The sequence below is a fragment of the Bradyrhizobium sacchari genome (assembly GCF_002068095.1).
Taxonomy (GTDB): Bacteria; Pseudomonadota; Alphaproteobacteria; order Rhizobiales; family Xanthobacteraceae; genus Bradyrhizobium; species Bradyrhizobium sacchari.
Map to the genome: position 1 here is coordinate 493,392 of NZ_LWIG01000026.1, position 23,987 is coordinate 517,378.

The following is a 23,987-nucleotide window of genomic DNA, read 5'->3' on the forward strand; positions in this document are numbered from 1 at the left end:
CAGCACGTTGAACGGCAACGCCGCATCAGGTTCGAGCACCACCACCAGCCACATCTACGGCACCGTGGTCGGCGCCGACTACCGCGTCTCGCCGAACACCCTGCTCGGCTTCGCGCTCGGCGGCGCCGGCTATAATTTCTCGCTGTCCGACAGCCTCGGGAGCGGCCGCGCCGATCTGTTCCAGGCCGGCTTCTATGGCCGTCACAATTTCGGACCGGCCTATCTCTCCGCCGCCCTCGCCTATGGCTGGCAGGAGATCACGACAGATCGCACCGTGACGGTGTCAGGCACCGACAAGCTCACCGCCAATTTCAAGGCCAGCACCTTCTCGGGCCGCTTTGAGGCCGGCTGGCGCTTCGCACCCATCCCCGCCTCCAGCTTCGGCGTCACGCCCTACGCGGCCGCACAAGTCACGACCTTCCACCTCCCCGGCTACGGCGAGACCGCGATCGTCGGCAGCAACCAGTTCGGGCTATCCTACAGCGCGCAGGACACGACGAATGTCCGCACCGAACTCGGCGCCCGCACCGACCAGCGCTTCCTCGTCAGCGACGGCGTGCTCACCTTGCGCGGCCGGCTCGCCTGGGCGCACGACACCAACACCAACCGCCTCGTCAGCGCCGCCTTCCAGACGCTGCCGGGCGCGGCCTTCACCGTCAACGGCGCGCAACCGGCGGCCGACTCCGCACTGGTCGGCGGCCGCGCGGAAATGAAATGGCGGAATGGCTTCTCGCTCGCTGGAACAGTCGAGGGCGAGTTCTCGCAGAGCACGCAGACGTACACGGGCAAGGGCACGGTGCGATATGAGTGGTGAGCGGCGCCCTCGTCACAGTTAGCTGTCATCGCCCGGCTCGACCGGGCGATCCAGTACTCCGTGACAGTTGTCGTTGAACCGAGAGGCCGCGGCGTACTGGATGCCCCGCCTTCGCGGGGCATGACGGAGGAATTTAGGGCCACAGCACAGGCCAACCGCATCATGCCATTCTGCCGCTGTTTTGCCCGACGCCGCAACCGAATACTTCGTATTTCCAGAAATAAAAAAAGCCCAATGATTTCGGTCCCGGCTCTACTGTGCATGGGGTTGTTTTCAGGTTTTGGATTCGAGGCTGGCCGCGGGAAGGCCTACCGCCCCGTCTTCACCTTGGTCCAGAGCCGGTTGATGATGCGCTGGGTCGCCGGCTCGCGCGCCGTGATGACGAACAGCTTTGAAAGCGTCGCCTCGTCCGGATAGATGTTCTTGTCGTTCAGAATCTTCGGATCGACCAGCTTCTGGCTGGCGAGATTGCCGTTGGCGTAGGATAGGAAGTCCGAGTTCTTGGCAGCGACGTCCGGGCGGTAGAGATAGTTGATCAGCTCGTAGGCTTCCGCGACGTTCTTGGCATCCGCAGGGATCGCGAGATTGTCGAAGAACATCTGCGCGCCCTCCTTCGGAATGGTGTAGCCGATCTCGACGCCGCTCTTGGCCTCCGCCGCGCGGGCGCGCGCCTGCATGATGTCGCCGGACCAGCCGACCACGAAGCAGATCTCGCCGGTCGCGAGCGCGCTCAGATATTCGGACGAGTGAAACTTGCGCACGGACGGGCGGATTTTTGCAACGGCATCGGCGGCCTTCTCGAGGTCCGCCTGCTTGGTCGAGTTCGGATCGAGCCCGATATAGCTCAGCGCCGCCGGAAAGATGTCGTCGGCGGAGTCGAGCATGTGCACGCCGCAGTCTTTGAATTTTGCCAGGTTCTCCGGCTTGAAGACGATGTCCCAGCTGTCGATCTTGGCGTCGGGCCCGAGGATCTGCTTCACCTTGGCGACGTTGTAGCCGATGCCCGTCGTGCCCCACATGTAGTTGGCGGCGTAGACATTGCCGGGGTCGTAGGTGGCAAGGCGCTGCGTGACCACCGGCCACGCATTGGCGAGGTTCGGCAGCTTCGACTTGTCGAGCTCCTGGAAGATGTTGGCCTTGATCTGGCGCTGCAGGAAATAGGCGGTGGGCACCACGACGTCATAGCCGGACTTGCCGGCCATCAGGCGCGTCTCCAGCGTCTCGTTGGCGTCGAAGGTGTCGTAGACCACCTTGATGCCGGTCTCCTTGGTGAAGGCCTCCAAGACATCCGGCGCCATGTAGTTGGACCAGTTGTAGAAGTTGACGACCCGCTCCTCGGCCCCTGCGGAGGCGGAGAACAACGTCAGCGCGGCGGCGATTGCGAAACCGAGGCCAAAAGCCGAGCGCCTGACGTTCGTCATCTCTGTCTACCTCTTGCGTCCACGCACCGCGTCCGACAGCCGCTCCAGCGCTGTGTCGAGCGTCTGGTCCTTCTTGGCAAAGCAGAAGCGCACCACCGAGGTCACCGGGTCCTGCTCGTAGAAAGCCGAGACCGGGATCGCGGCGACCTTGTAGTCCTTCACGATGCGCCAGCAGAACTCGGTGTCGCTCTCGTTCAGCCCGAGCGGCGACAGGTCGACGGTGAGGAAGTAGGTGCCCTGCGACTTCAGCACGGGGAAGCCGAGGCTCTCCAGTCCCTTGGTCAGGCGGTCCCTGCTCCGCGTCAAATCCTTGCGCATCGACAGGAAGTAGTCGTCGGACTTGCCGAGGCCGTAGGCGACAGCGGCCTGCAGGTTCGGCGCGGTGGTGAAGGTCAGGAACTGGTGCACCTTGGCCGCCACCCGCAAGAGCGGCGGTGCCGCGCAAACGAAGCCGATCTTCCACCCCGTCAGCGAAAAAATCTTGCCGGCCGAGCCGACCTTGATGGTGCGCTCGCGCATGCCGGGGATGGTGATCAGCGGGATGTGCTTGTGCTCGTCGAAGGTGACGTGCTCCCAGACCTCGTCGCAGATCGCGATGACGTCGAACTCCTGGCAGTATCGCGCGAGCAGCTCGAGGTCCTCGCGCGGATAGACCACCGCAGACGGATTCAAGGGATTGTTGAACAGCACCGCCTTGGTCTTTGAATTGAACACGCTTTTCAGCATGTCCTGGTTCAGCCGCCAGTGCGGCGGCTCGAGGCGAACGAGGCGCGGAATGCCGCCGGCCTGGCGGATGATCGGCAAGTAAGAATCATAGACCGGCTGGAAGCAGACCACCTCGTCGCCGGGCTGGACCACCGCAAGGATCGCCGAGGTCAGTGCTTCGGTGCCGCCGGAGGTCACCATCACCTCGCTCATCGGATCGAGCTTGAGGCCGTGCCAGTGGCCGTAATGGGTCGCAATCGCCTGGCGCAGCTCCGGCAGGCCCATCATCGAGGGGTACTGGTTGTAGCCGTTCAGCGAGGCCTCGGCCGCGGCGCGGCGGATGTCCTCAGGCCCGGGATCGTCAGGGAAGCCCTGGCCGAGATTGATGGCGTTGTTGTCGCGCGCGGCCTGCGACATCGCCTCGAATATGGTGACGGGAAGGTCGGCGAAGACCTTGTTCAGCGAAGCGCTCTTGGTCGTCATCGCGAGGTCAGCCACCGACCTTGCTGGGAAGACCCGCCGCCTTCCAGCCGAGCATGCCGCCGGCCAGATGCTTGTCGTAAGGCAGGCCCGCCGCCTGCGCCGCCAGCGAAGCCGTCACCGAGCGCTTGCCCGAGCGGCAGGCGAACACAACCTGCTTGCCTTGCGGATCGGGGATCGCCTTGGGGTCGAAGGTCGAGAGCGGAACCACGACGCCGTAAGGGTAGGCTTCGGCCTCCACCTCGTTCGGCTCTCGGACGTCGACGAGCAGATAGCGCCCTTCCGCGACACCCTTGGAGACCTCGTCCGGGGTCAGATCCTGTACCTGGTTTGCCACTTCATCCTCCAACGTCGCGGGCTGCAAGCCGGGGCGATCCCGGCGCGCGGCAACCTCGCCTCTCGGGAAGCGAAAATCAAGCGCCACAATGGCTTGAGCCGCGCGGCGCAAGTTAAAGCTAAATCGCAGCGACTTGAAGTCCGGCGTTGGTTTTCCGCCTTAGATCGTCACCTGGGTGCCGACCTCGACGACGCGGCCAGAGGGGATCTGGAAATAGTCGGTGGCGTCGTTGGCGGAGCGGCTCAGCGAGATGAACAGCCGGTCCTGCCAGCGCGGCATGCCGGAATGGGCGGCAGGCTTCAGTGCCCGGCGCGACAGGAAGAACGAGGTCGACATGATGTCGAACTGCCAGCCGAGCTTGCGGGCGATCGCCAGCGCCTTCGGCACGTTGGGCGATTCCATGAAGCCGAATTTCAGCGTCACCTTGGAGAAGGTCGGTGAGATCTGCTCCAGCCGGACGCGCTCGGCCGGATCGATCCGGGGGGTTTGCGCCGTCTCGATGGTGAGAATAACGTTCTTCTCGTGCAGCACCTTGTAGTGTTTCAGACTATGCATCAGCGCCGTCGGCGCGCTGAGCGGATCCGAGGTCAGGAACACGGCGGTGCCGGGCACCCGCTGCGGCGGCCGCTTCTCCAGCATTGCCACGAGATCGGCGAGCGGGAACTCGAGCTTGCGGGACTTCTCGAACAGGAGCCGGCTGCCGCGCCGCCACGTGTACATCAGGATGATCATGACCGCGCCGAGCGCCAGCGGCACCCAGCCGCCCTCGAACACCTTCAAGAGGTTGGCGGCGAGGAAGGTCAGGTCGAGGAACAGGAACGGGGCGATCAGGGCAGCAGCCGCGAACGGCGACCAGCGCCAGACCTTCCAGACCACGACAAAGCCCATCATCGCCGTGACCACCATGGTGCCGGTGACCGAGATGCCATAGGCCGAGGCCAGCGCACTGGAGGAGCGGAACAGCAGCACCAGCAGCACCACCGCGACCAGCAGCAGCTGGTTGATGCGCGGGATGAAGATCTGGCCGGAATGGGCTTCAGACGTATGGCGAATTTCAAAGCGCGGCAGCAGACCGAGCTGGATCGCCTGGCGCGTCAGCGAATAGGCACCCGTGATCACGGCCTGGCTCGCGATGACGGTCGCGGCGGTGGCCAGCACGACCATGGTGCCGCGGAACAAGCCTTGCGGAAAGAGCTGGAAGAACGGGCTGACGATCGCGCCGGGATCGCCGAGCACCAGCGCCCCCTGCCCCAGATAGTTCAACGCCAGCGACGGCAGCACGATGAACAGCCAGGCAGTCTGGATCGGCCGCTTGCCGAAATGGCCAAGGTCCGCATAGAGCGCCTCGGCGCCGGTCACGGCCAGGAACACAGCGCCCAGCGTCACGAAGCCGATGATGCCGTGGTGGAGCATGAAGGACACCGCGTAAAGCGGGTTCAGCGCGAACAGGATCTGCGGCTGCTCGAGGATGGGGCGGATCGCCGCCACTGCGAGCACCGCGAACCAGACGCACATGATCGGGCCGAAGAAGGCGGCAACGCGCGCCGTGCCGCGTGACTGCACCGCGAACAGGCAGACCAGGATCACCACGGTCAGCGGGACGATGTATGGCTCGAACGTCAGGGTGACGTCCTTCATGCCTTCGATCGCCGACAGCACCGAGAGCGCCGGCGTGATCACGGCATCGCCGTAGAACAGCGCGCCGGAGATGATGCCGAGCAAGACGATGGTCGCGCCGCCGGTGCCGACCGCGCGCTGGGCCAGCGCCATCAGCGCCAGCGTGCCGCCCTCGCCATTGTTGTCGGCGCGGAGCAGGATCACGACGTATTTGAGCGTCACCACCACGATGAGCGCCCACAGGATCAGGGAGACCACGCCAAGAACGGCTGCTGATGTGGGCGCGCCTTCGGCTCCCGAGGCTGCCATCACCGCCTCGCGGAACGCGTAGAGAGGGCTGGTGCCGATATCGCCGTAGACGACACCGATGCTGCCGAGCGTCAGCGCGCCGAAACGGGCGGTGGTGTGGGCCTCGCCATGCCCATTGGCCGCCGCCGTTTCCGGGGCGGGAACTGCTACGTCGCTTGTCATGGGAGAGCCCGATGGCCTCTAAAAATGCTTCACTGCACAACGGCGGAAGAGCGCGGGCTTATAGTCCTGCGCTAACGGCATAGCCTAGCCCTAATCTGGGCCCTAGCCATGCGAAATTCGCATAGATCCGGCAGTTGCCTTCTCAAATAGTCACCTGGGTCCCGACTTCAACCACCCGGCCGGTGGGAATCTGGAAGTAGTCCGTGGCGTCGTTGGCGGACCGGCTCAGCGCGATGAACAGATGATCCTGCCACAGCGGCATGCCCGACTGCGCCGAAGCCTTCAGCGACCTTCGCGACACGAAGAACGATGTCGACATGATGTCGAATTGCCAACCCTGCTTGCGCGCGATCGCCAGCGCCTTGGGCACGTTCGGCTGCTCCATGAAGCCGAAGCGCAACCGGACCTTGGAGAACTTGTCGCTGACCTTCTCCATGCGGAAGCGCTCGGACAGATCGACCCGCGGCGTCTGCGCGGTCTCGATGGTCAGGATCACGTTGTGCTCGTGCAGGACCTTGTTGTGCTTGAGATTGTGCAACAGCGCGGTCGGCACGAAAGAAGGATCGCTGGTCAGGAATACCGCCGTGCCCTTGACGATGTGCGGCGGTCGCTTCTCCAGGCTGCGGATCAGGTCATCCAGCGGCACCTCGATCCGGCGCGTCTTCTGGATCAGGATTCCGGTGCCCTTCCGCCAGGTCCAGATCGTCCCCGCCATTGCAGCGCCGAACAGCAGCGGCACCCAGGCGCCCTCGAGCAGCTTGAGCAGATTGGCGCTGAAGAAGGTCATGTCGACCATGACGAAGGGCAGGATCACGACCGAAGCGGTCGCAGCGCGCCAGTTCCACAACTTCCAGATCACGATGAAGCCCATGATGCCGTCGGCAACCATCGTGGTGGAGACCGCAATGCCATAGGCCGAGGCGAGGCCGCTGGGCGTGCGGAACAGAAGCACCAGCAGCATCACGCCGATCAGCAGCAGCCGGTTCACGCGCGGCAGATAGATCTGGCCGGCATGGGTCTCCGAGGTGTAGCGCACCTCGAAGCGCGGCAGGAGGCCGAGTTGCACCGCCTGATAGACCAGCGAATAGGCACCGGTGATCACCGCCTGGCTCGCGATCACGGTCGCGGCGGTCGCAAGCCCCACCAGCGGCAGCACGAGCTTCTCGGGCACCATGCGGTAGAACGAGTGCTCGATCGCGCTAGGATCGGACAGCACCAGGGCGCCTTGCCCGAAATAGTTGATCAGCAGCGCGGGCAGCACGAAGAACATCCACGCCGACTGGATCGGCTTGCGGCCGAAATGGCCGAGATCGGCGTAAAGCGCCTCGCCGCCGGTCACCGCGAGGAACACGGCTCCCAATGTCACGAGGCCGATCGTGCCGTGCGTCAGCAGGAATTGCAGCGCGTAATAGGGATTGATCGCCGCCAGCACCGACGGATCGTCGGCGATGTGGACCGCGCCCATCACCGCCAGGACCGTGAACCACACCACCATCACCGGCCCGAAGGCGGACGCCACCAGCGCCGTACCCTTGCTCTGCACCGCGAACAGCAGCGCCAGGATCAGGACCGTGAGCGGCACGACATAGTGCTCGAATGCAGGCGTCGCGAGCTTCAGTCCATCGACCGCCGACAGCACCGAGATCGCCGGCGTGATCATGGAATCGCCGATGAACATGGAAGCGCCGACGACGCCGAGGGCGAGCAGGAACCAGCTCCGCCGTCCCAACGCGCGCTGGCCGAGCGCCATCAGCGAGAGCGTACCGCCCTCCCCATTATTGTCGGCGCGTAAGAGCAGCAGGACGTATTTGGCGGTGACGACGATCAGGAGCGCCCACAGGATCAGCGAGAGCACGCCGAGCACGATCACCCGCGAGACCGGCTCACCGCCGGCGGCGCCCCTGACAGCCTCGTGGAATGCGTAGAGCGGCGAGGTACCGATGTCGCCGAAGACAACGCCGATGCTCCCGAGCGTAAGGGCCCAAAAACCTGAGGTGACCGGCCCTTCCTGGGTCTCGGTCTGTGTGATGCTCGCCGCCATGAGGGTGGAAAAACGCTTCGTCCCTGAATTTGATCCGGCGCCTTTTGACGCTTCCTGCGCGTCTGTCAATCGGGACAGCATAGCAGGTTGGGGAGCCGGTTGCCGCGACGGCGTGGCCAGGCATCCCGCCAGCGCGACGAGATGCCTCAGGTAAGATGGTAGCGCAAGGGGATTAGGGCTTCAAATTCGGCGGCAGCGGCGGATCTTCGCGCATCAGCGTGATGGTCACGCGCCGGTTGGCGGCGAGCGAGGGATCGTCCGGAAACAGCGGCTGTGTGTCCGCCTTGCCGGAGACCGCGAAGATGTGGGAGGCTGGCAGGCCCTCGCGCTCGAGGATCTGGCGCACGGCATTGGCGCGGTCGGCCGACAGATCGAAGGCGCCGTAATCGCTGCGGGTCGGGACGAATCCGGCCGCGGTGTGACCGGCGATGGAGACGCGAAGCGGCGTCGCCTTGAGCGGGATGGCGAGCTTCTCGACCAGCCGGCGCGTGCGGTCATAGGGCACCTTGGAGCCGTCGGCGAACATCGAGCGTCCGTCCTGGTCGACGATCTCCAGATTGAGACCCTGCTTGGTCTCCTCGAACATGATGTGCTTGGACATCTCGGTCAGTTCCGGCATGTCCTGCAGAGCCTGCCGCAGCGAAGCCGCGGCGAGCGCGAAATTGCGGTCGATCTTCATTTTGGCGCCCGAGGTGCGGTCGCGATCCTCCTGGTCCGGCGTCGGCGTGTTGGAGGCATCCTCGGGTTGGATGTGATCGACGTTCTTCAGCCGCGGGCGTGTCGGCAGGCCGTCGGATTCGACGATGCCGGCATAGCGCGCCTCGCTCTGCACGCCGAAGGCGTCGCGCATCGAGCCGGCGACGATCTTCAGCTTGTTGGCGTCCTGGGTCGAGAACGCGACGAGCATCACGAAGAAGCTCATCATCAGGCCCATCAGATCGGCGAAGGTCACGAACCAGCCGTGACCGCCGCCGTGAGCATCGCCGCGCTTCTTCTTGGCCATCGCTGTTGATCCCGGGGAGCGGCGTTACGCCGGCACCGGCTCGCCCTCGGCGTGGCGATGCTTCTCCGGCAGATAGGCCAGCAGCATTTCGCGCACCAGGGTCGGGCTCTTGGAGTCGCGGATCATCAGGATGCCGTCGATAATGAGGGTGCGGTTGGTCTCTTCGTCGAGCAGCTTGCCGTGCAGCTTGTCGGCGATCGGCAGACAGAACAGGTTCGCGACCAGCGCGCCGTAGAGCGTGGCGAGCAGCGCGGTCGCCATGAACGGGCCGAGCTTGGAAGGGTCGGTCATGTTGGCGAACATCTGCACCATGCCGATCAGGGTGCCGATCATCCCGAAGGCCGGGGCGCAGTCGCCGATGGCGCGGTAGATCTTGCTGCCCTCGTCGAGGTGCATCAGGAAGTTGTCGCGGTCGCGCTCGAGATTGTCGCGGATGAAGTCGAGGTCGTAGCCGTCGGCGACGTAGCGGATGCCCTTGGCGAGGAAGGGCTCGTCGGTCTCGACCTTTTCGAGGCCCACCGGGCCCTGCTTGCGGGCGATCTCGGCGATGCGGGCGAGCTCGTCGACGAGGTCGTGGGCCGACAGGCGGCTCATGGTGAAGGCGAACTTGGCGCCGAGTGGCAGGCCATGCAGCAGCGCCGAGAGCGGAAAGCGGATCATGGTCGCGGAGATCGAGCCGCCGAAGATGATGATCATCGCATGTTCGGAGATGAACATGTGCAGGTCGCCGCCCATGAGGATCATCGCCGTGATGACGATGATGCCGGCCGTGAGCCCAACGCCCGTCATGATATCCATGGGAGACTCCAACGCGTACGCAACAACGGCCGTCCTGGCCGCTGGCGCGGCCCAACCCCGAACCGCGTCGGAAACCCTAGAGCGCCGCCCTTAAAGCCGCGTAAAGGTTAAGTTGAGCCGGCGCGCCGGTGGCGACCAGAGCGCCCGGAGGATGCCGCTTTGCCGGCCAGCGACGGGAATCTCAACACTTCGCTAACCATAAGCAGGCGCGCGGAACAGCGCTCCGGCTGCGGCCCTGCGTCACATCGAGGCCATCGGCCATTTGGTATCTTCTGATCATCCGACATGCTCGATCGCGGGAGCCATCGCGATGTTGACGCTGTTCAGTCTTCTCACCGCATTGCCGGCGGTGCTGGCGCTTCATCTGCTCGAGCCGGAGATCGTGCTGCCCGCGTTCAGCGTCCTGCTCTTTGTCGAGGCTGCCTTCGCCGTGGTCGCTGCGCGGTTGCTTCACGGCCCCGACAGCGCAGACGACATCACCCTGTGGGATCTTGCCGGCGGCTTCACACTGATCGGATGCGCCGCCGCTGTGCTCGGCGAGCCGGATCAGGCCGCACTGCTTCTGACCGAACAAGGCGATCTACGGCCGGCGTCGCGGCCGTAGATCGCCCAATCTCCCGTCAGTGGATCTCCGCCGAGCGCTTTAGCGCGGCCTTCAGCTTCTCCAGTGAGAAGTCGGGGCTGCGAGCGATCTCCAGGATCGGCGTCTCGCGGCGGCCGCAGAGCTCGGCGGCTTCCGGCAGCTTCGCCGCGACATCGAGCGGGATCACGATGGCGCCGTGCTGGTCGGCGTGGATGAGGTCGTCAGACTTCACGGTCATGCCAGCGACGCGGACTTCGCCACCAAAGCTTTCCGCATGCACCCAGGCATGCGACGGGCCGATCGAGCCGGCGAGCGCCTGGAAGCCGGAAGCCCATTGCGGGATGTCGCGGATCGAGCCGTCGGTGATGACGCCGAGGCAGCCAAGCGCCTTATGCACGTTGCTCTGCACCTCGCCCCAGAACGCGCCATAGCCGACATCGGGACCGTCGATGTCCTGGATCACCGAGATGCGCGGGCCGTGACCCGTTCCGACGTACTCGTAATATTCGATGCGGCGCTTCGACTGCTCTTCAGGTGCAAGCGAGGATTTCAGCACCGAGCGGATCGCGACCGTGCGGGCATAGCCGACGATCGGCGGCAAATCGGGAAATGGGCAGACCAGTTGCTTGGTGGTGTAACCGATCAGCCGGCGCTCCGGCGCCACGATCTCCATGGCGTTGCAGATCGTCGGGGTGTCGTAGCGGCCCAGAGCTTCGAGGACGGAAGCGGGCAGCGGCCCGGTCGCTTTATCAGTCACGGCGTTCTCTCCCAAATTGGCGGTCGCTGTTGGCGCGATGCCGCCGGCAAAGGGCGATATAGCCGAGATCAGGCCTCAACCCAACTCAGGGGGCCTCATGGCAGATATCCGCGCAGGACGGCCGCTCAGTGCAGCCGTCCCGGCCGGTCGTCGTCGTCGTGCGGCGGCTCCGACAAATTCGCCAGCGTCGGCGCCGATGGCGGCGACGAGATCTCTCCTCCCGCAGGCGCGGCGGCCTCCATCGCGCGTGCCTGGTCGCGATAGGATTTGTAGCCGAGCGGCAACGCGAGAAGATACAGGACCGTGCCGATCGAGAGCACGTACCAGGGATAGCTGATCAGAAGCGCGATGAAGAAGATCACCGCAACGAACGCCGGCAGCACCAGTTCGGGCGGCACCCGCATGCGCATGCTCTTGCCGGAGAACACTGGCAGGCGCGACACCATCAGGAAGGCAATCAGCAGCGTGTAGCCGGCCGTCAGGGCTGCGGGCCACCGTCCCAGATCGAGGAACGCCACATAGATCGGCAACATAACGGTGATAGCGCCGGCCGGCGCCGGCACGCCGGTGAAGAAATTGGCGGCAAAGGCCGGCTTGTTCGGATCGTCAAGCGTGGCGTTGAAGCGCGCGAGCCGCAGGCACATAGAGATCGCAAACACCATGGCCGCGATCCAGCCGGCATTTCCGAGTTCATGCAACTGCCAGAAATACAACATTAAGCCGGGCGCGACGCCGAAATTGACGAAGTCGGCGAGGCTGTCGAGCTCGGCACCGAACTTGGACTGGCCCTTGATCATGCGCGCGATGCGACCGTCGATGCCGTCGAGCGCTGCCGCGAACACGATGGCGTAGACGGCGAGCGTCATCCGCCCCTCGATCGACAGCCGGATCGCCGTCAGCCCGGCGCAGATCGCCAGCAGCGTGATGACGTTGGGCACCAGCATCCGCACCGGAATCGGGCGGAACCGCCGGCGGCGCACGTCAGGATTCTTGAAGTCATAGGGCGTCATTGCTGGTCCTCACCTCAAAGCGAGATATAGCAAGCCCCGTCCCCCTCCGCCATTGCGGCGGAAGGCCCCCCAAGGACCGACCTTTGGTTAATTGGCGCGGAAGGCTCGGCTCGGGTCGTCGCCGGCAAGATCGGCCAAAATGGTTTCGCCGGCGATGGCGGTCTGGCCTTCCGACACCAGCGCCTTGGTGCCGACGGGCAGGTAGACGTCGAGCCGCGAGCCGAAGCGGATCAGGCCGAAGCGCTCGCCGGCGCCGATCGCCTGGCCTTCCCTGACGAAGCAGACGATGCGCTTGGCGACGAGGCCCGCGATCTGCACCACGCCGATCCGCGCCGTCGGCGTCGAGATCACCAGCGAGTTGCGCTCGTTGTCCTCGCTCGCCTTGTCGAGCTCGGCATTGATGAACAGGCCGGGCCGGTAGGCGACGCGGTCAACCCTGCCAGCTACGGGCGCGCGGTTCACATGGCAGTTGAACACGCTCATGAACACCGAGACGCGCAGCAGCGGCCGGTCGCCGAGCCCGAGCTCGGCTGGCGGCAGCGCCATCGTGATCATCGAGACGCGGCCGTCAGCCGGCGATACCACGAGCCCCTCGCGCACCGGCGTCACCCTGACGGGGTCGCGGAAGAACAGCGCGCACCACACGGTCAGGATCGTGCCGATCCATCCCAAAGGCGACCACAGCCAGAACAGGATCAGGCTTGCCAGCGCAAAGCCGCCGATGAAGGGATAGCCCTCCTTGTGGATCGGCGGGATCTGACGCTGGATCGAATCGAGAATGGACATCGTTATCTGCCGCCTGGGGTTGATGGCGCGGGTCGTCGCGCGGGCTTGTTTAGGACAGAGTTGGGACCGGAGACAAGGTCACTCCGCAGCCGCCGGCGTCGTCACGGGATCGTCGACCAACGGCGGCTCCCGGTTGGGCGCCTCGCTGCTGTCGGCCATCTTGGCCAGTTTCTCGCGCGCCGCCTCGGCCTCGCGCTGCCTGTTCCACATGCTGGCATAGAGACCGCCCTGCGCGAGCAGCTTTGCGTGGGTGCCGCGCTCGGCAATACGGCCCTGATCCAGCACGATGATCTCGTCGGCGCCGACGATGGTCGAGAGCCGATGCGCGATCACCAGCGAGGTGCGGTTCTTGGCCACGCGGTCGAGCGCGCCCTGGATCTCGTGCTCCGTATGGGTATCGAGCGCCGAGGTCGCCTCGTCCAGCACCAGGATCGGCGGCGCCTTGAGCACGGTACGCGCGATCGCGACGCGCTGCTTCTCGCCGCCCGACAGTTTCAGGCCGCGCTCGCCGACCTGGGTGTCGTAGCCCTTCGGCGCCATGCGGATGAAATGATCGATCTGCGCGAGGCGCGCCGCCTCCTCGACCTCGGCATCGCCAGCGTCCCACCGGCCATAGCGGATGTTGTAGCGGATGGTGTCGTTGAACAGCACGGTGTCCTGCGGCACCATGCCGATCGACGCACGCAGCGAATCCTGCGTGACCGCACGGATATCCTGGCCATCGATCAGGATCCTTCCGCCGGAGACGTCGTAGAGGCGGAACAACAGGCGCGAGATGGTCGACTTGCCGGCGCCTGAAGGACCGACGATCGCAACCGTCTTGCCGGCGGGCACCTCGAAGCTGATGCCCTTCAGGATCGGCCGCGCCGGCTCATAGGCAAAGCGCACGTCATCGAACCGCACCGTGCCGGCGGAGACGACCAGCGGCTTCGCGTCCGGCGCGTCCTTGATCTCGGCCTCGCGGTGGAGCACGCCGAACATCTTCTCGATGTCGATGATCGCCTGCTTGATCTCGCGATAGACCATGCCCATGAAATTCAGCGGCTGATAGAGCTGGATCATCATGGCATTGACCAGCACGAAGTCGCCGACCGTATTGGTGCCGTTGCGCACGCCGATCGCGCACATCAGCATGGTCGCGGTCAGTCCCAGCGTGAAGATCACGGCCTGGCCGGTATTGAGCACCGCGAGCGAGGTGTAGGTGCGAATGCTCGCATCCTCGTAACGCTCCACCGACCGGTCATAGCGCTGCGCCTCGCGCGCCTCGGCACCGAAATATTTCACGGTCTCGTAGTTGAGCAGCGAGTCGATCGCCTTGGTGTTCGCCTCGGTGTCGGAATCGTTCATCTTGCGGCGGATGCCGATNCCGCCACTCGGTCGCGATGTAGGTGTAGTACATGTAGACCGCGACCGTGATCAGGGTTGCGACCACGTAGCGCCAGTCGAACTGCCAGAGCAGCACCGCCATCAACAGCGAGACCTCGACGATGGTCGGAATCAGCTGCAGGATCACCATGCGCACGATGACCTCGATACCCTCGCGGCCGCGCTCCAGCACGCGCGTCAGCCCGCCGGTCTTGCGCTCCAGGTGAAAGCGCAGCGACAACTCGTGCATGTGGATGAAGGTGATGGTGGCGAGCTTGCGCACCGCATGCATGGCGACGCGGGCGAAGATGCCGTCGCGCCACTGCGTCAGCACCGCCATCAGGATGCGCATGATGCCGTAGCTCGCGGTCAGCAGCAGCGGCGAAGCGATCACCCAGAGGTGCCAATTGTCGGCCGCGACCGGCGCGGTATTTTCGCCGGTCAACGCATCGGTCGCCCATTTGAAGCTGAACGGCACCGCCAGCGTGATCAGCTTGGCGGCGAGCAGCAGCACCAGCGACCACACCACCCGCATCTTCAAATCGAAGCGGTCGCCGGGCCAGATATAGGGCCACAGATGCGCCAGCGTGCCCATCAGCGTGGCACGCGGCGGCCCGCCGACAGGATCAGGAACGTCGGCGCCGCCGAACGATTGAGGTTGGTCCATCAACAAGAAGCCTGAAGGCCCGCCGGGTGCGGGCGTCGCTGCGATTAACGATTTTCGCCTTTCATATAGAGCCTTCCCGATGCCCGCGCACCCCGCCAGGTGGCGAATCTTCGATTGTTTCTCGCCATTTACCGGTAGATTTCCGGACAGCCCGAATCACCGAATGGGCTTGACGCCTCTTCGCTGCAATGCATCATGGCACCAATGAGCACGATCAAAACTGTCTGTGTCTATTGCGGCTCCGGCCCCGGAACCAATCCCCGCTTCACCGAAGGCGCCAAGGCGTTCGGCAAAGCCCTCGCCGAGAACAACATCCGCCTGGTCTATGGTGGCGGTTCGCTTGGCCTGATGGGCTCGGTCGCGACCTCCGTGCTGGATCACGGCGGCACCGTCACCGGCATCATTCCCGAATTCTTGCGCAAGCGCGAGAACGCGCTGACGCGCGTGCAGGAGATGATCGTCACCCCCGACATGCACGAGCGCAAGCGGTTGATGTTCGAGCGCTCCGACGCCTTCGTGGCCCTGCCGGGCGGCGTTGGCACGCTGGAGGAGCTGGTGGAGCAGCTGACCTGGAAACAGCTCGGCCGTCATGCCAAGCCGGTGCTGCTCGCCAATATCGACAATTTCTGGGAACCGCTGTTCTCGCTGCTGTCGCACATGCGCCAGACCGAGTTCATTCGCGCCGGCCTCTCGGTCGACATCATCAAGGCCGATCGCGTCGAGGAGATCCTGCCGAAGCTGAAGGCAGCCGCGGCACAGATCGCCGAGGCGGAAAAAGAGCTCGCCCCGGAAGTCGCGCGCAAACTCTGATCACTCCTGCGGAAACGTCACCGCCTCGATCCTGTTACCATCGGGATCGAAGACGAAGGCCGCATAGTAACGCACGCGATCGTGCGGGCGAATGCCCGGCGCGCCGTCGGATGCGCCGCCGGCGGACAACGCGGCGGCGTGAAAGGCATCGATCTCGGCCGTGGTCTTCGCCCGCAGGCAGATGTGCACCCCGCTCGAAGGCTCGACGCGCGGCATGCCCTCGCGCAAATTGATCCAGAACTCCGGGTAGGCCTTGCCGAAGCCAATCGTCCGCGGCCGCGTGACGAGGCGCGTGAGGCCGAGGGCAGCAAGCGTTGCCTCGTAGAATCTTGCGGCGCGATCGAGATCACTGACGCCGACGGAGATGTGGTCGATCATGCCTGCACTCCCCTCCCACAGTCATTCCGGGGCACGCGAAGCGGGAACCCGGAATCTCGAGGTCCCGGGTTCGATGCTTCGCATCGCCCCGGAATGACGAGACAAAACCCTAAGCCGGCGCGCCCGATTTCACGAGCTTGTAGATCACCGAATCCATCAGCGCCTGGAACGAGGCGTCGATGATGTTCGGGGACACGCCGACCGTGGTCCAGCGGTCGCCGTTCTCGTCCTCGCTCTCGATCAAGACGCGCGTCACCGCGCCGGTGCCGCCGTTCAGGATACGCACGCGATAGTCGATCAGCGTCAGGCCCTCGATGTATTTCTGGTACTTGCCGAGGTCCTTGCGCAGCGCGACATCGAGCGCGTTGACGGGACCATTGCCTTCCGCGGCCGAGATCAGATGCTCGCCGGCGACGTCGACCTTGACCACGGCCAACGCCACCGTGACGCGCTCGCCGAGCGCATTGTAGCGCTGCTCGACATTGACGTCGAACTGCTCGACCTCGAAATAATGCGGCACCTTGCCGAGCGTGCGGCGCGCCAGGAGATCGAACGAGGCGTTAGCGGATTCATAGGCATAGCCGGCCGCCTCCCGCTCCTTGAGCTCCTCGACGAGGCGCGTGAGCTTCGGATCGCTCTTCTCATAGGCAATGCCGGCACGGTCAAGCTCGGCGATGACGTTGGAGCGGCCGGCCTGGTCGGACACCAGCACCTTGCGATGGTTGCCGACCAGCTCCGGCAGCACATGCTCGTAGGTCTGCGGGTCCTTCAGCACGGCGGAGGCATGAATGCCGGTCTTGGTGACGAAGGCGCTTTCGCCGACATAGGCCGCATGCCGGTTCGGCACGCGGTTGAGCATGTCGTCGAGCGTGCGCGAGACTTTGACGAGCGTCGCCAGCTTCTCTGACGTGACGCCGATCTCGAAAAAATCGGCAAAGCCCTTCTTCAATTTCAGCGTCGGGATCAGCGAGCAGAGATTGGCGTTGCCGCAGCGCTCGCCGAGGCCGTTCAGCGTTCCCTGGATCTGCCGCGCGCCGGCGCGCACCGCGGCGAGCGAATTGGCCACCGCCTGCTCGGTGTCGTTATGGGCGTGGATGCCGACGTGATCGCCGGGGATGTGTTTCGTCACTTCGGCGACGATGGCCTCGACCTCATCAGGCATGGTGCCGCCATTGGTGTCGCACAGCACCACCCAGCGTGCGCCCGCTTCATAGGCAGCTTTCGCGCAAGCCAACGCGAAGCTCGAATCCTCCTTGTAGCCGTCGAAAAAATGCTCGCAGTCGAGCATGACCTCGCGGCCGGCCGCCTTTGCTGCGGCGACGCTGTCGCGGATCGAGGCGAGGTTTTCCTCCTTGGTCGTCTCCAGCGCGACGCGCACCTGATAGGCCGAGGACTTCGCCACGAAACAGATCGCATCGGCCTTTGCTTCCAGAAGGCCCGCGACACCGGGATCGTTGGAAACCGAGCGCCCTGCCCGCCGCGTCATGCCGAAGGCGGTGAAGCGGGCATGATTGAGCTTCGGCCTGGAGCCGAAGAACTCGGTGTCGAGCGGGTTGGCGCCGGGATAGCCGCCCTCGACATAGTCGATGCCGAGGTCATCGAGCATCGAAGCGATGATCTGCTTGTCGGCCAGCGTGAAATCGACCCCATTGGTCTGCGCCCCGTCGCGCAGCGTGGTATCGAACAGATAGAGACGCTGCTTGCTCATGGTGCCGCTCCAAGCGTCTTCTTCATGGTGGTGTTGGCGAGCCACTCGTCGTTGATAGTGACGCTGTTGCGCTGCTGGGCGGTGTAGCCGCGCTTGGCGAAGAAGCCCTCGGCGGTATCGCTGGCATCGACCGAGAGGCTCTTGGCGCCGCGGCTGCCGGCGAGCTTTTCCAGCGCGTCGACCAGCATGGTCGCGATGCCCTGCCCGGCCACGGCCGGGTGCACGTAGAGCATGCGGATGTGATCGGCGCCGCGCAGCGAGGCGAAGCCGACGGGCGAGCCCTCGAGCGTCGCGATCAGCGTCAGGTCGGATGCCAGCCGCTTGCCGAACTCCTCGTCCTCCGCAGCCTCCATCCAGGCCTGCTGCTGCGCCTCGCTGTAATCGTCGCCGGTCAGCTGCTCGATGCTGGCGGTGAAGATCGCGGCAAGCACCGGCACGTCATCGGGCAGGAAGGGCCTGAGTGCGGGCTTCGGCAAAGTCTGTCCCATCGTCCTCACCACATCCCATAGAGTTTCAGCACGATCGCCACCGCGGCGCCGAGCAGCAGGATCTTCAGCGCGATGTAATAGAGCCAGTGCCGCGGGAACGGCGTGTCGGGCCGCTTCATCGCGCGACCTCCCAGGTCGTGCCGTCCTTGGAGTCCTTGATCGCAACGCCCATCGCGGCGAGCAGATCGCGGATGCGGTCGGATTCCTTGAAATCTTTCCGCGCACGCGCAGCCGTCCGCTCCGCAAGCAGGCGCTCGACTTCCCCGGCATCGACCCCGCTCGCCCGCTGCTTGCGCGCTTCCCACTGCGCCGCGCTCTCGGACAGGAAACCGAGGAGCCGCAATGATCCCGACAACGCAGCAGCATCGCCACGCAAGCCGTGCAGCGCCGCGATCGCCAGCGGCGTGTTGAGGTCGTCGAGCAACGGCTCGACGACGGAGACGGCCGGCTTGCCGGGCGCGACATCGGCCGCAACGCGATACCAGTCGTCGAGCGTCCTGGCGCTCTCCTCCAGCGACTTCATGGTCCAGTCGATCGGCGAACGATAATGCGTCTTCAGCATGTTGAGGCGCAGCGCCTCGCCCGGCCAGTCCTTGAGCAGCTCGTGGATCGTGATGAAGTTGCCGAGGCTCTTCGACATCTTCTCGCTCTCGACCTGCAGGAAGCCGTTGTGCATCCAGTAGTTCGCCATGCGTTCCTGATGGAAGGCACAGCAGGTCTGCGCGACCTCGTTCTCGTGATGCGGAAACACGAGATCGATGCCGCCGCCATGGATGTCGAAATATTCGCCGAGATGCTTCCAGGCCATGGCCGAGCACTCGATGTGCCAGCCCGGACGTCCCTCGGCCTCGATGCCGGCCGGCGACGGCCATGACGGCTCGCCGGGTTTGGACGGCTTCCACAGGACGAAGTCGGTGTTGCCCTTCTTGTAGGGCGCGACATCGACGCGGGCGCCGGCGACCATCTCGTCCAGCGAGCGATTGGACAGCGCGCCGTAGCGCGGCAGGCCGGCATTGGCCGCGTTCATCGCCTGCGGCGAGAACAGCACGTGGTCCTCGGCGGCATAGGCAAAGCCGCCGGCGACGAGCTTCTCGATGATCTCGCGCATCTCGCCGATATGCTCGGTCGCGCGCGGCTCGACGCTCGGCCTGAGCGCGCCGAGCGCGTCCACGTCGGCGTGAAACTGCTTGCCGGTCTGCTCGGTGACCTTCCGGATCGCCTCGTTCAGCGGCAGGCCGGGAAAGTCGCGCGCGGCGCGGTCGTTGATCTTGTCGTCGACGTCGGTGATGTTGCGGACATATTTGACGTGCGCCTCGCCGTAGGTGTGGCGCAGCAGCCGAAACAGCACGTCGAACACGATCACCGGCCGCGCATTGCCGATATGGGCGAAGTCGTAGACGGTCGGTCCGCAGACATACATGCGGACGTTCTTCGCATCGAGCGGCACGAAGGGGCGTTTCTCCTTCGTCAGCGTATCGTAAAGGCGCAATTCCATAAGGACACCTGTCGGCTGTTGGCCGGGCGTCCAGTGCTCTCAATGTGTTTGAGAAAAGACGGCTCCAGCCAGCGAATCGCTAGCTCGTAATCTCGCAAATGATGCAAATGGCGAGGAGACCGTTCATGCGGGAACATATGGGCTAAGAGGGCCCCTGACGTCAAGGGAGCGACGAAAATGCCGTCTTCTCCCCGCAATGCCCGCCGGCCCGCCGCAATGGTTCCATTCCCCTTAACCTTTTGAGTTTATTAAGAGCGGGCGGTCTCCAGCCCCCGGTACCCCCATGCGATCCCTGTTCGCGCTCGTCTCCTTTGCCTACCTTGTCGCGTCATCCGGCGCATTCGCCGAGACCCGCGTGTTCATCATCGCCAACCAGGCCGACGGCTACGGCGTCGACCAGTGTCTGGCCAAGGGCGACAAATGCGGCGCCCAGGTCGCGCGCACCTACTGCCAGTCACGGGATTTTGCCCGGGCATCAAGCTATCGCCGGGTCGATCCCGACGAAATTACCGGCTCCGTCCCCAAAACCGGCGCAAACTGCTCCCATGGCCATTGCGACGAATATGTCGCAATCACCTGCCAGCGCTGAATTCCCTCGGACCTGGCGGACCTTAGGACCGGTCTTCGGCCCCTGAAACGACGTGACGATGCCGCAGGAAGCGGCTATTGGAGGGCGCGCTTCGGCCCCCCTCATCACGCTGGGCCGCGACCTCGCTAGAATGGCGGATATGCCTGAATTTTTGTCTCCCTCCCGTGCCCGCTCCCTCCTTGCCTGCACCGTGCTCCTCGGCACCGTCGTGCTCGCCAATGGCGCTTTCGCGCAGGCCGGTCCGCCCGGCCCGCCGCCTCAACCCGGCCAGAACGGGCTCGGCCCCAATCCGATGTGCGCGCGGCTGGAAGGCCAGCTCGCCGCGCTCGATCGTGGCGGCGGCGGTGGCGACCCCGCGCGTGACGAGCAGATTCGCCGCTATCAGGATTCCCAGGCCAAGCAGCAGGCCGAGCTCGACCGCGTCACCATGCAGGCCAAGCGCATGGGCTGCGACTCCTCGGGCTTCTTCTCGCTGTTCAACGGCCAGCAGGCGCAATGCGGCCCGGTCAACACCCAGATCCAGCAGATGCGCGCCAATCTGGACCAGATCACCGGCAATCTCGAGCGCCTGCGCGGCGGCGCCGGTGGCCCGGAGCGCGACAACCAGCGCCGCTCGGTGCTGATGGCCCTCGCCCAGAACAATTGCGGCCCGCAATACGCCAACGCCGCGCAGTCGCAGGGCGGCAATTTCCTGAGCAATCTGTTCGGCGGCAACAACCCCAACAATCCGCAAGCCGTGCCGCCTTCCGATCTCGGCCCGCAATCCGGCACCTTCCGCACCGTATGCGTGCGCACCTGCGACGGCGCCTATTTTCCGATCTCCTTTGCGACCGTGCCCGCGCGCTTTCCCGACGACGAGAAGACCTGCAAGGCGCTGTGCCCGGCCGCGGAAGCCGTGCTCTACACCCACCGCAATCCCGGCGAGGACATGAACTCGGCGGTCTCCATCGGCGGCCAGCCGTACACGGCGCTGCCGACGGCGTTCAAATTCCGCAGCGAGTTCAACCCGTCCTGCTCCTGCAAGGCGGCGGGACAAACCTGGGCGGACGCGCTCAAATCCGCCGACGACAAGGCGACCGTCGAGCAGCAGGGCGACATCATCGTCACCGAGGAGAGCGCCAGGAAGATGCAGCAGCAGCGGCTCAACAAGGGCGCGCCGCAGCCTGCCAATAATGCCAAGAAGGGCGCAGCGTCCGCGCCGACGACGGCCACCGCACCGGCAGCGCCCCCGCCGGCGGACACCAGCACGGCTGCGCCCAGTTCGGAGAACAAGCCGATCCGCTCGGTCGGCCCCACCTTCCTGCCGCAGCAGCAGAAGTAGGCCCTAACCCGTCGTGCCGTTGCGATGGCGGCCGCCAGGCGCGGCCGTCTCCCCGTTACTGCTCGCCCTCGCGACTCCAGGGAAAGAGGTTAGCCGGAAAGTCCGCCGCGTAGCGCTTTCCCTTCGGGGGCGGCGGCAGCTCGTCTGGCGGATTCGGATTGGGCTCGACCATCCGCCGATAGAGGTGCCAGGTGGCGTGACCGAGCACCGGCAGAACAACAGCAAGACCAACGAAGAGCGGCAGCGAGCCGATCACGAGCAGCGCCGCCACGATGAGGCCCCATCCGGCCATCGCAACCGGATTCGTCCCTACCGCCCGGAGCGACGTGCGGATCGCGTCGATCGCAGTCGCATGCCGGTCGAGCATCAACGGAAACGACACGACGCTGACGCACAAGGCCACAACCGCAAACAGGAAGCCGACACCGCAACCGACGAGGATGAGTGACCAGCCTTCCGGTGTCGTCAGGACGCGCGTTGCGAAGTCGGGAATGCTCGCGGCCGCCGCGTGACCGAAGATCGTGACATAAATTGCGTTCGCGACACCGATCCAGGCTCCGAACAGGACCAGCAGGAGCACGCCGAGTTCGACCATGGCACCGAACGACGGTGCGCGCAGCACCTTGATCGCATCCCACGCATCGACCTCCTCGCCACGCTCGCGACGCCGGCTGAGTTCGTAGAGACCGATCGCGGCAAAGGGCCCGACCAAGGCAAAGCCGGCGGCCAGCGGAAACAGCAGCGGCAGCACCGAATAGCCGAGAACCATCCTGAACAGGACGAGACCGAGAACGGGATAAATCACGCAGACGATGATCGCGTGGCTCGGCATCGCCTGGAAATCCTCCCAACCCAGGCGCAAGGCCTCGGTCAGGTCGGAAAAGCCGATCTTGCGAATGGGATAGGAGGCCGCTTCGCCGAACGCGTGCCGCCTGATGATATTATGGGAGTACAGAGTGGCCATGAACGGACCCTCCCGTGCTGAAAATCGCGGTTTTCGATAACACGCGCTTTTCAGCCACGCGTGTCCGCCTGAGGAGCAGGAAACGCGATGGGTCGGGTACGGCAACCCAGGTTCAGCGAACAGAGCCTGGCCGGACGGAACCCGTCGCGACCTGCTTCGCAAGCTTAGCGCGCGCGGGGCATGGCTGCACTCACGGTTCGGTGAATTGTCGATTTGTGCGTTGCATCGCCAAGACGCCGCCATCCGACATGCGCGCCTGATGCGTTGTCGACTGGCCGGGCAAGGTCAACCACGCCATGTCGGAGCACCTACATTGCTCTATTGACGCCGGATTGGGCTGGTATCATTTTAGACACAGACGCCCTTACAGTTGATGGTCGCGCGCGTTCTCTCGATATCGCGACCAGTGGAATGGGCGAGGCAAAAGGCCGGCGATGGCATGAATGCCAACCCAGAAAGGCCAGCCATCGCGACAGACATGAGCTCCGCCCTGGATTCGTATCCGTAGCCTTCGATGGCAAGGATGGATCAGGATGGCTGTCGCACTGATACTGCTTCTGGTCGCGATCGGCTCGGTGCTGTTTCACATCTACAGCCCGTGGTGGTGGACGCCGATCGCCACGAACTGGGCCTACATCGACCACACCATCAACATCACGTTCTGGATCACGGGCTTTGTTTTCGTGGCGGTCATCGCCTTCATGGCTTACTGCGTCTTCCGCTTTCACCACAAAGAGGGAAGACGGGCCGACTACAATCCGGAAAACAAAAGGCTCGAATGGTGGCTGAGCGTCGGCACCGGCGTCGGCGTCGCGGCCATGCTGGCGCCCGGCCTCGTGGTCTGGCACCAGTTCGTGACGGTGCCTGCGGATGCCACCGAGGTCGAGGTCATGGGCCAGCAATGGCAGTGGAGCTTCCGCCTTCCGGGCAAGGATGGGCGGTTGGGCACATCCGACGTCCGCAACATCGCTCCCGACAATCCGATGGGGCTCAATCGTGACGACGCACACGCGCAGGACGACGTCGTGATCGAGAACGGGGACCTGCACCTTCAAGTGGGAAAGCCGGTCAAGGTTCTTCTCCGCTCGGTCGACGTCCTGCACGATTTCTACGTGCCCGAATTCCGGGCCAAGATGGACATGGTCCCAGGCATGGTGACCTATTTCTGGATAACGCCGATCCGAACCGGGACGTTCGACGTTCTCTGCGCAGAGCTCTGTGGCGCTGCTCATTATCAGATGCGGGCCAAGGTCATCGTCGACGAAGAGCGCGAATATCACGCCTGGCTGGAGCAACAAAAGACGTTTGCGGAATTGTCGCCGGCAAGAGCCGTCGTGAAGGCGACGTACCAATCCGGCGGCAAGTAGCAAGCTGCCGCC

22 protein-coding genes and 1 pseudogene are annotated in these 23,987 nt (G+C 64.6%); 6 read left to right on the forward strand and 17 right to left on the reverse strand.

Going from position 1 to position 23,987, the window contains the following annotated elements:
* The coding region (locus A5906_RS26370; protein WP_161495434.1) for an autotransporter outer membrane beta-barrel domain-containing protein at nt 1-814 on the forward strand (814 nt) is incomplete at its 5' end.
* A 308-nt stretch (nt 815-1,122) separates the two neighbouring features.
* Here A5906_RS26370 and A5906_RS26375 read toward each other — a convergent pair.
* The 7 genes from A5906_RS26375 to A5906_RS26405 form a co-directional block, all read right to left on the reverse strand.
* On the reverse strand, nt 1,123-2,235 hold the full coding sequence (locus A5906_RS26375; RefSeq protein WP_080138155.1) for a polyamine ABC transporter substrate-binding protein: 1,113 nt from the start codon (nt 2,233-2,235) through the stop codon (nt 1,123-1,125).
* Between the two features lie 6 nt (nt 2,236-2,241).
* Nucleotides 2,242-3,423 carry an aminotransferase gene (locus A5906_RS26380; RefSeq protein ID WP_080138281.1) on the reverse strand — a complete coding sequence of 394 codons (1,182 nt, stop codon included), beginning with the start codon at nt 3,421-3,423 and terminating at the stop codon, nt 2,242-2,244.
* Between the two features lie 7 nt (nt 3,424-3,430).
* Nucleotides 3,431-3,757: a rhodanese-like domain-containing protein gene (locus A5906_RS26385; RefSeq protein WP_080138282.1), complete on the reverse strand. Its 327-nt coding sequence runs from the start codon at nt 3,755-3,757 to the stop codon at nt 3,431-3,433.
* Between the two features lie 159 nt (nt 3,758-3,916).
* Nucleotides 3,917-5,845 carry a potassium transporter Kup gene (locus tag A5906_RS26390; RefSeq protein ID WP_080138156.1) on the reverse strand — a complete coding sequence of 643 codons (1,929 nt, stop codon included), beginning with the start codon at nt 5,843-5,845 and terminating at the stop codon, nt 3,917-3,919.
* Between the two features lie 142 nt (nt 5,846-5,987).
* Entirely contained in the window at nt 5,988-7,886 is a 1,899-nt protein-coding gene (locus A5906_RS26395; protein WP_080138157.1) for a potassium transporter Kup, read from the reverse strand.
* A gap of 172 nt (nt 7,887-8,058) precedes the next feature.
* On the reverse strand, nt 8,059-8,889 hold the full coding sequence (locus tag A5906_RS26400; RefSeq protein ID WP_080138158.1) for an OmpA/MotB family protein: 831 nt from the start codon (nt 8,887-8,889) through the stop codon (nt 8,059-8,061).
* A gap of 24 nt (nt 8,890-8,913) precedes the next feature.
* A complete protein-coding gene (locus tag A5906_RS26405) occupies nt 8,914-9,687 on the reverse strand; it encodes a motility protein A (RefSeq protein ID WP_080138159.1) in 774 nt (257 codons plus the stop codon).
* Nucleotides 9,688-9,997: 310 nt separating this feature from the next.
* Between A5906_RS26405 and A5906_RS26410 the strand changes: the two genes are divergently transcribed.
* Nucleotides 9,998-10,291, forward strand: a complete 294-nt coding sequence (locus tag A5906_RS26410; RefSeq protein ID WP_080138160.1) for a hypothetical protein — start codon at nt 9,998-10,000, stop codon at nt 10,289-10,291.
* A gap of 16 nt (nt 10,292-10,307) precedes the next feature.
* Here A5906_RS26410 and A5906_RS26415 read toward each other — a convergent pair whose 3' ends face one another.
* The 5 genes and pseudogenes from A5906_RS26415 to A5906_RS45035 form a co-directional block, all read right to left on the reverse strand.
* Complete coding sequence (locus tag A5906_RS26415; RefSeq protein WP_080138283.1) at nt 10,308-11,027, reverse strand: RraA family protein; 720 nt, start codon at nt 11,025-11,027, stop codon at nt 10,308-10,310.
* A gap of 125 nt (nt 11,028-11,152) precedes the next feature.
* Complete coding sequence (locus tag A5906_RS26420) at nt 11,153-12,037, reverse strand: CDP-alcohol phosphatidyltransferase family protein (protein WP_080138161.1); 885 nt, start codon at nt 12,035-12,037, stop codon at nt 11,153-11,155.
* 87 nt (nt 12,038-12,124) lie between these two features.
* On the reverse strand, nt 12,125-12,847 hold the full coding sequence (locus A5906_RS26425) for a phosphatidylserine decarboxylase (RefSeq protein ID WP_283807733.1): 723 nt from the start codon (nt 12,845-12,847) through the stop codon (nt 12,125-12,127).
* A 54-nt stretch (nt 12,848-12,901) separates the two neighbouring features.
* The coding region (locus A5906_RS26430) for an ABCB family ABC transporter ATP-binding protein/permease (protein ID WP_245326905.1) at nt 12,902-14,188 on the reverse strand (1,287 nt) is incomplete at its 5' end.
* A 1-nt stretch (nt 14,189) separates the two neighbouring features.
* Nucleotides 14,190-14,855, reverse strand: a pseudogene (locus A5906_RS45035) (ABC transporter transmembrane domain-containing protein); the annotation flags it as partial.
* A 204-nt stretch (nt 14,856-15,059) separates the two neighbouring features.
* Between A5906_RS45035 and A5906_RS26435 the strand changes: the two are divergent.
* The gene (locus A5906_RS26435; RefSeq protein WP_080138163.1) at nt 15,060-15,665 is read left to right on the forward strand and encodes an LOG family protein; all 606 of its coding nucleotides are present in this window, start codon (nt 15,060-15,062) and stop codon (nt 15,663-15,665) included.
* Here the strand turns inward: A5906_RS26435 and A5906_RS26440 are convergent, their stop codons facing one another.
* The 4 genes from A5906_RS26440 to cysS all read right to left on the reverse strand — a co-directional run bounded on the left by A5906_RS26440 (nt 15,666) and on the right by cysS (nt 19,734).
* Nucleotides 15,666-16,043, reverse strand: coding sequence for a VOC family protein (locus tag A5906_RS26440; RefSeq protein WP_080138164.1), 378 nt, complete (start codon nt 16,041-16,043; stop codon nt 15,666-15,668).
* A 109-nt stretch (nt 16,044-16,152) separates the two neighbouring features.
* Nucleotides 16,153-17,751, reverse strand: coding sequence for a citramalate synthase (gene cimA, locus A5906_RS26445; RefSeq protein WP_080138165.1), 1,599 nt, complete (start codon nt 17,749-17,751; stop codon nt 16,153-16,155).
* Nucleotides 17,748-18,239: a GNAT family N-acetyltransferase gene (locus A5906_RS26450; RefSeq protein ID WP_080138166.1), complete on the reverse strand. Its 492-nt coding sequence runs from the start codon at nt 18,237-18,239 to the stop codon at nt 17,748-17,750. The genes cimA and A5906_RS26450 overlap by 4 nt, the downstream gene beginning before the upstream one ends.
* Nucleotides 18,240-18,354: 115 nt before the next feature.
* Nucleotides 18,355-19,734 (reverse strand): cysteine--tRNA ligase, encoded by a 1,380-nt coding sequence (gene cysS, locus A5906_RS26455; protein WP_080138167.1) that lies wholly within the window; start codon nt 19,732-19,734, stop codon nt 18,355-18,357.
* Nucleotides 19,735-20,017: 283 nt separating this feature from the next.
* Between cysS and A5906_RS26460 the strand changes: the two genes are divergently transcribed.
* Nucleotides 20,018-20,323, forward strand: a complete 306-nt coding sequence (locus tag A5906_RS26460) for a hypothetical protein (RefSeq protein ID WP_080138168.1) — start codon at nt 20,018-20,020, stop codon at nt 20,321-20,323.
* Between the two features lie 130 nt (nt 20,324-20,453).
* On the forward strand, nt 20,454-21,644 hold the full coding sequence (locus A5906_RS26465; RefSeq protein ID WP_080138169.1) for a DUF2865 domain-containing protein: 1,191 nt from the start codon (nt 20,454-20,456) through the stop codon (nt 21,642-21,644).
* 55 nt (nt 21,645-21,699) lie between these two features.
* Here the strand turns inward: A5906_RS26465 and A5906_RS26470 are convergent, their stop codons facing one another.
* Nucleotides 21,700-22,608, reverse strand: coding sequence for a DUF2189 domain-containing protein (locus A5906_RS26470; protein WP_080138170.1), 909 nt, complete (start codon nt 22,606-22,608; stop codon nt 21,700-21,702).
* A gap of 533 nt (nt 22,609-23,141) precedes the next feature.
* Between A5906_RS26470 and A5906_RS26475 the strand changes: the two genes are divergently transcribed.
* A complete protein-coding gene (locus A5906_RS26475) occupies nt 23,142-23,975 on the forward strand; it encodes a cytochrome c oxidase subunit II (RefSeq protein ID WP_080138171.1) in 834 nt (277 codons plus the stop codon).
* Nucleotides 23,976-23,987: the final 12 nt, after the last annotated feature.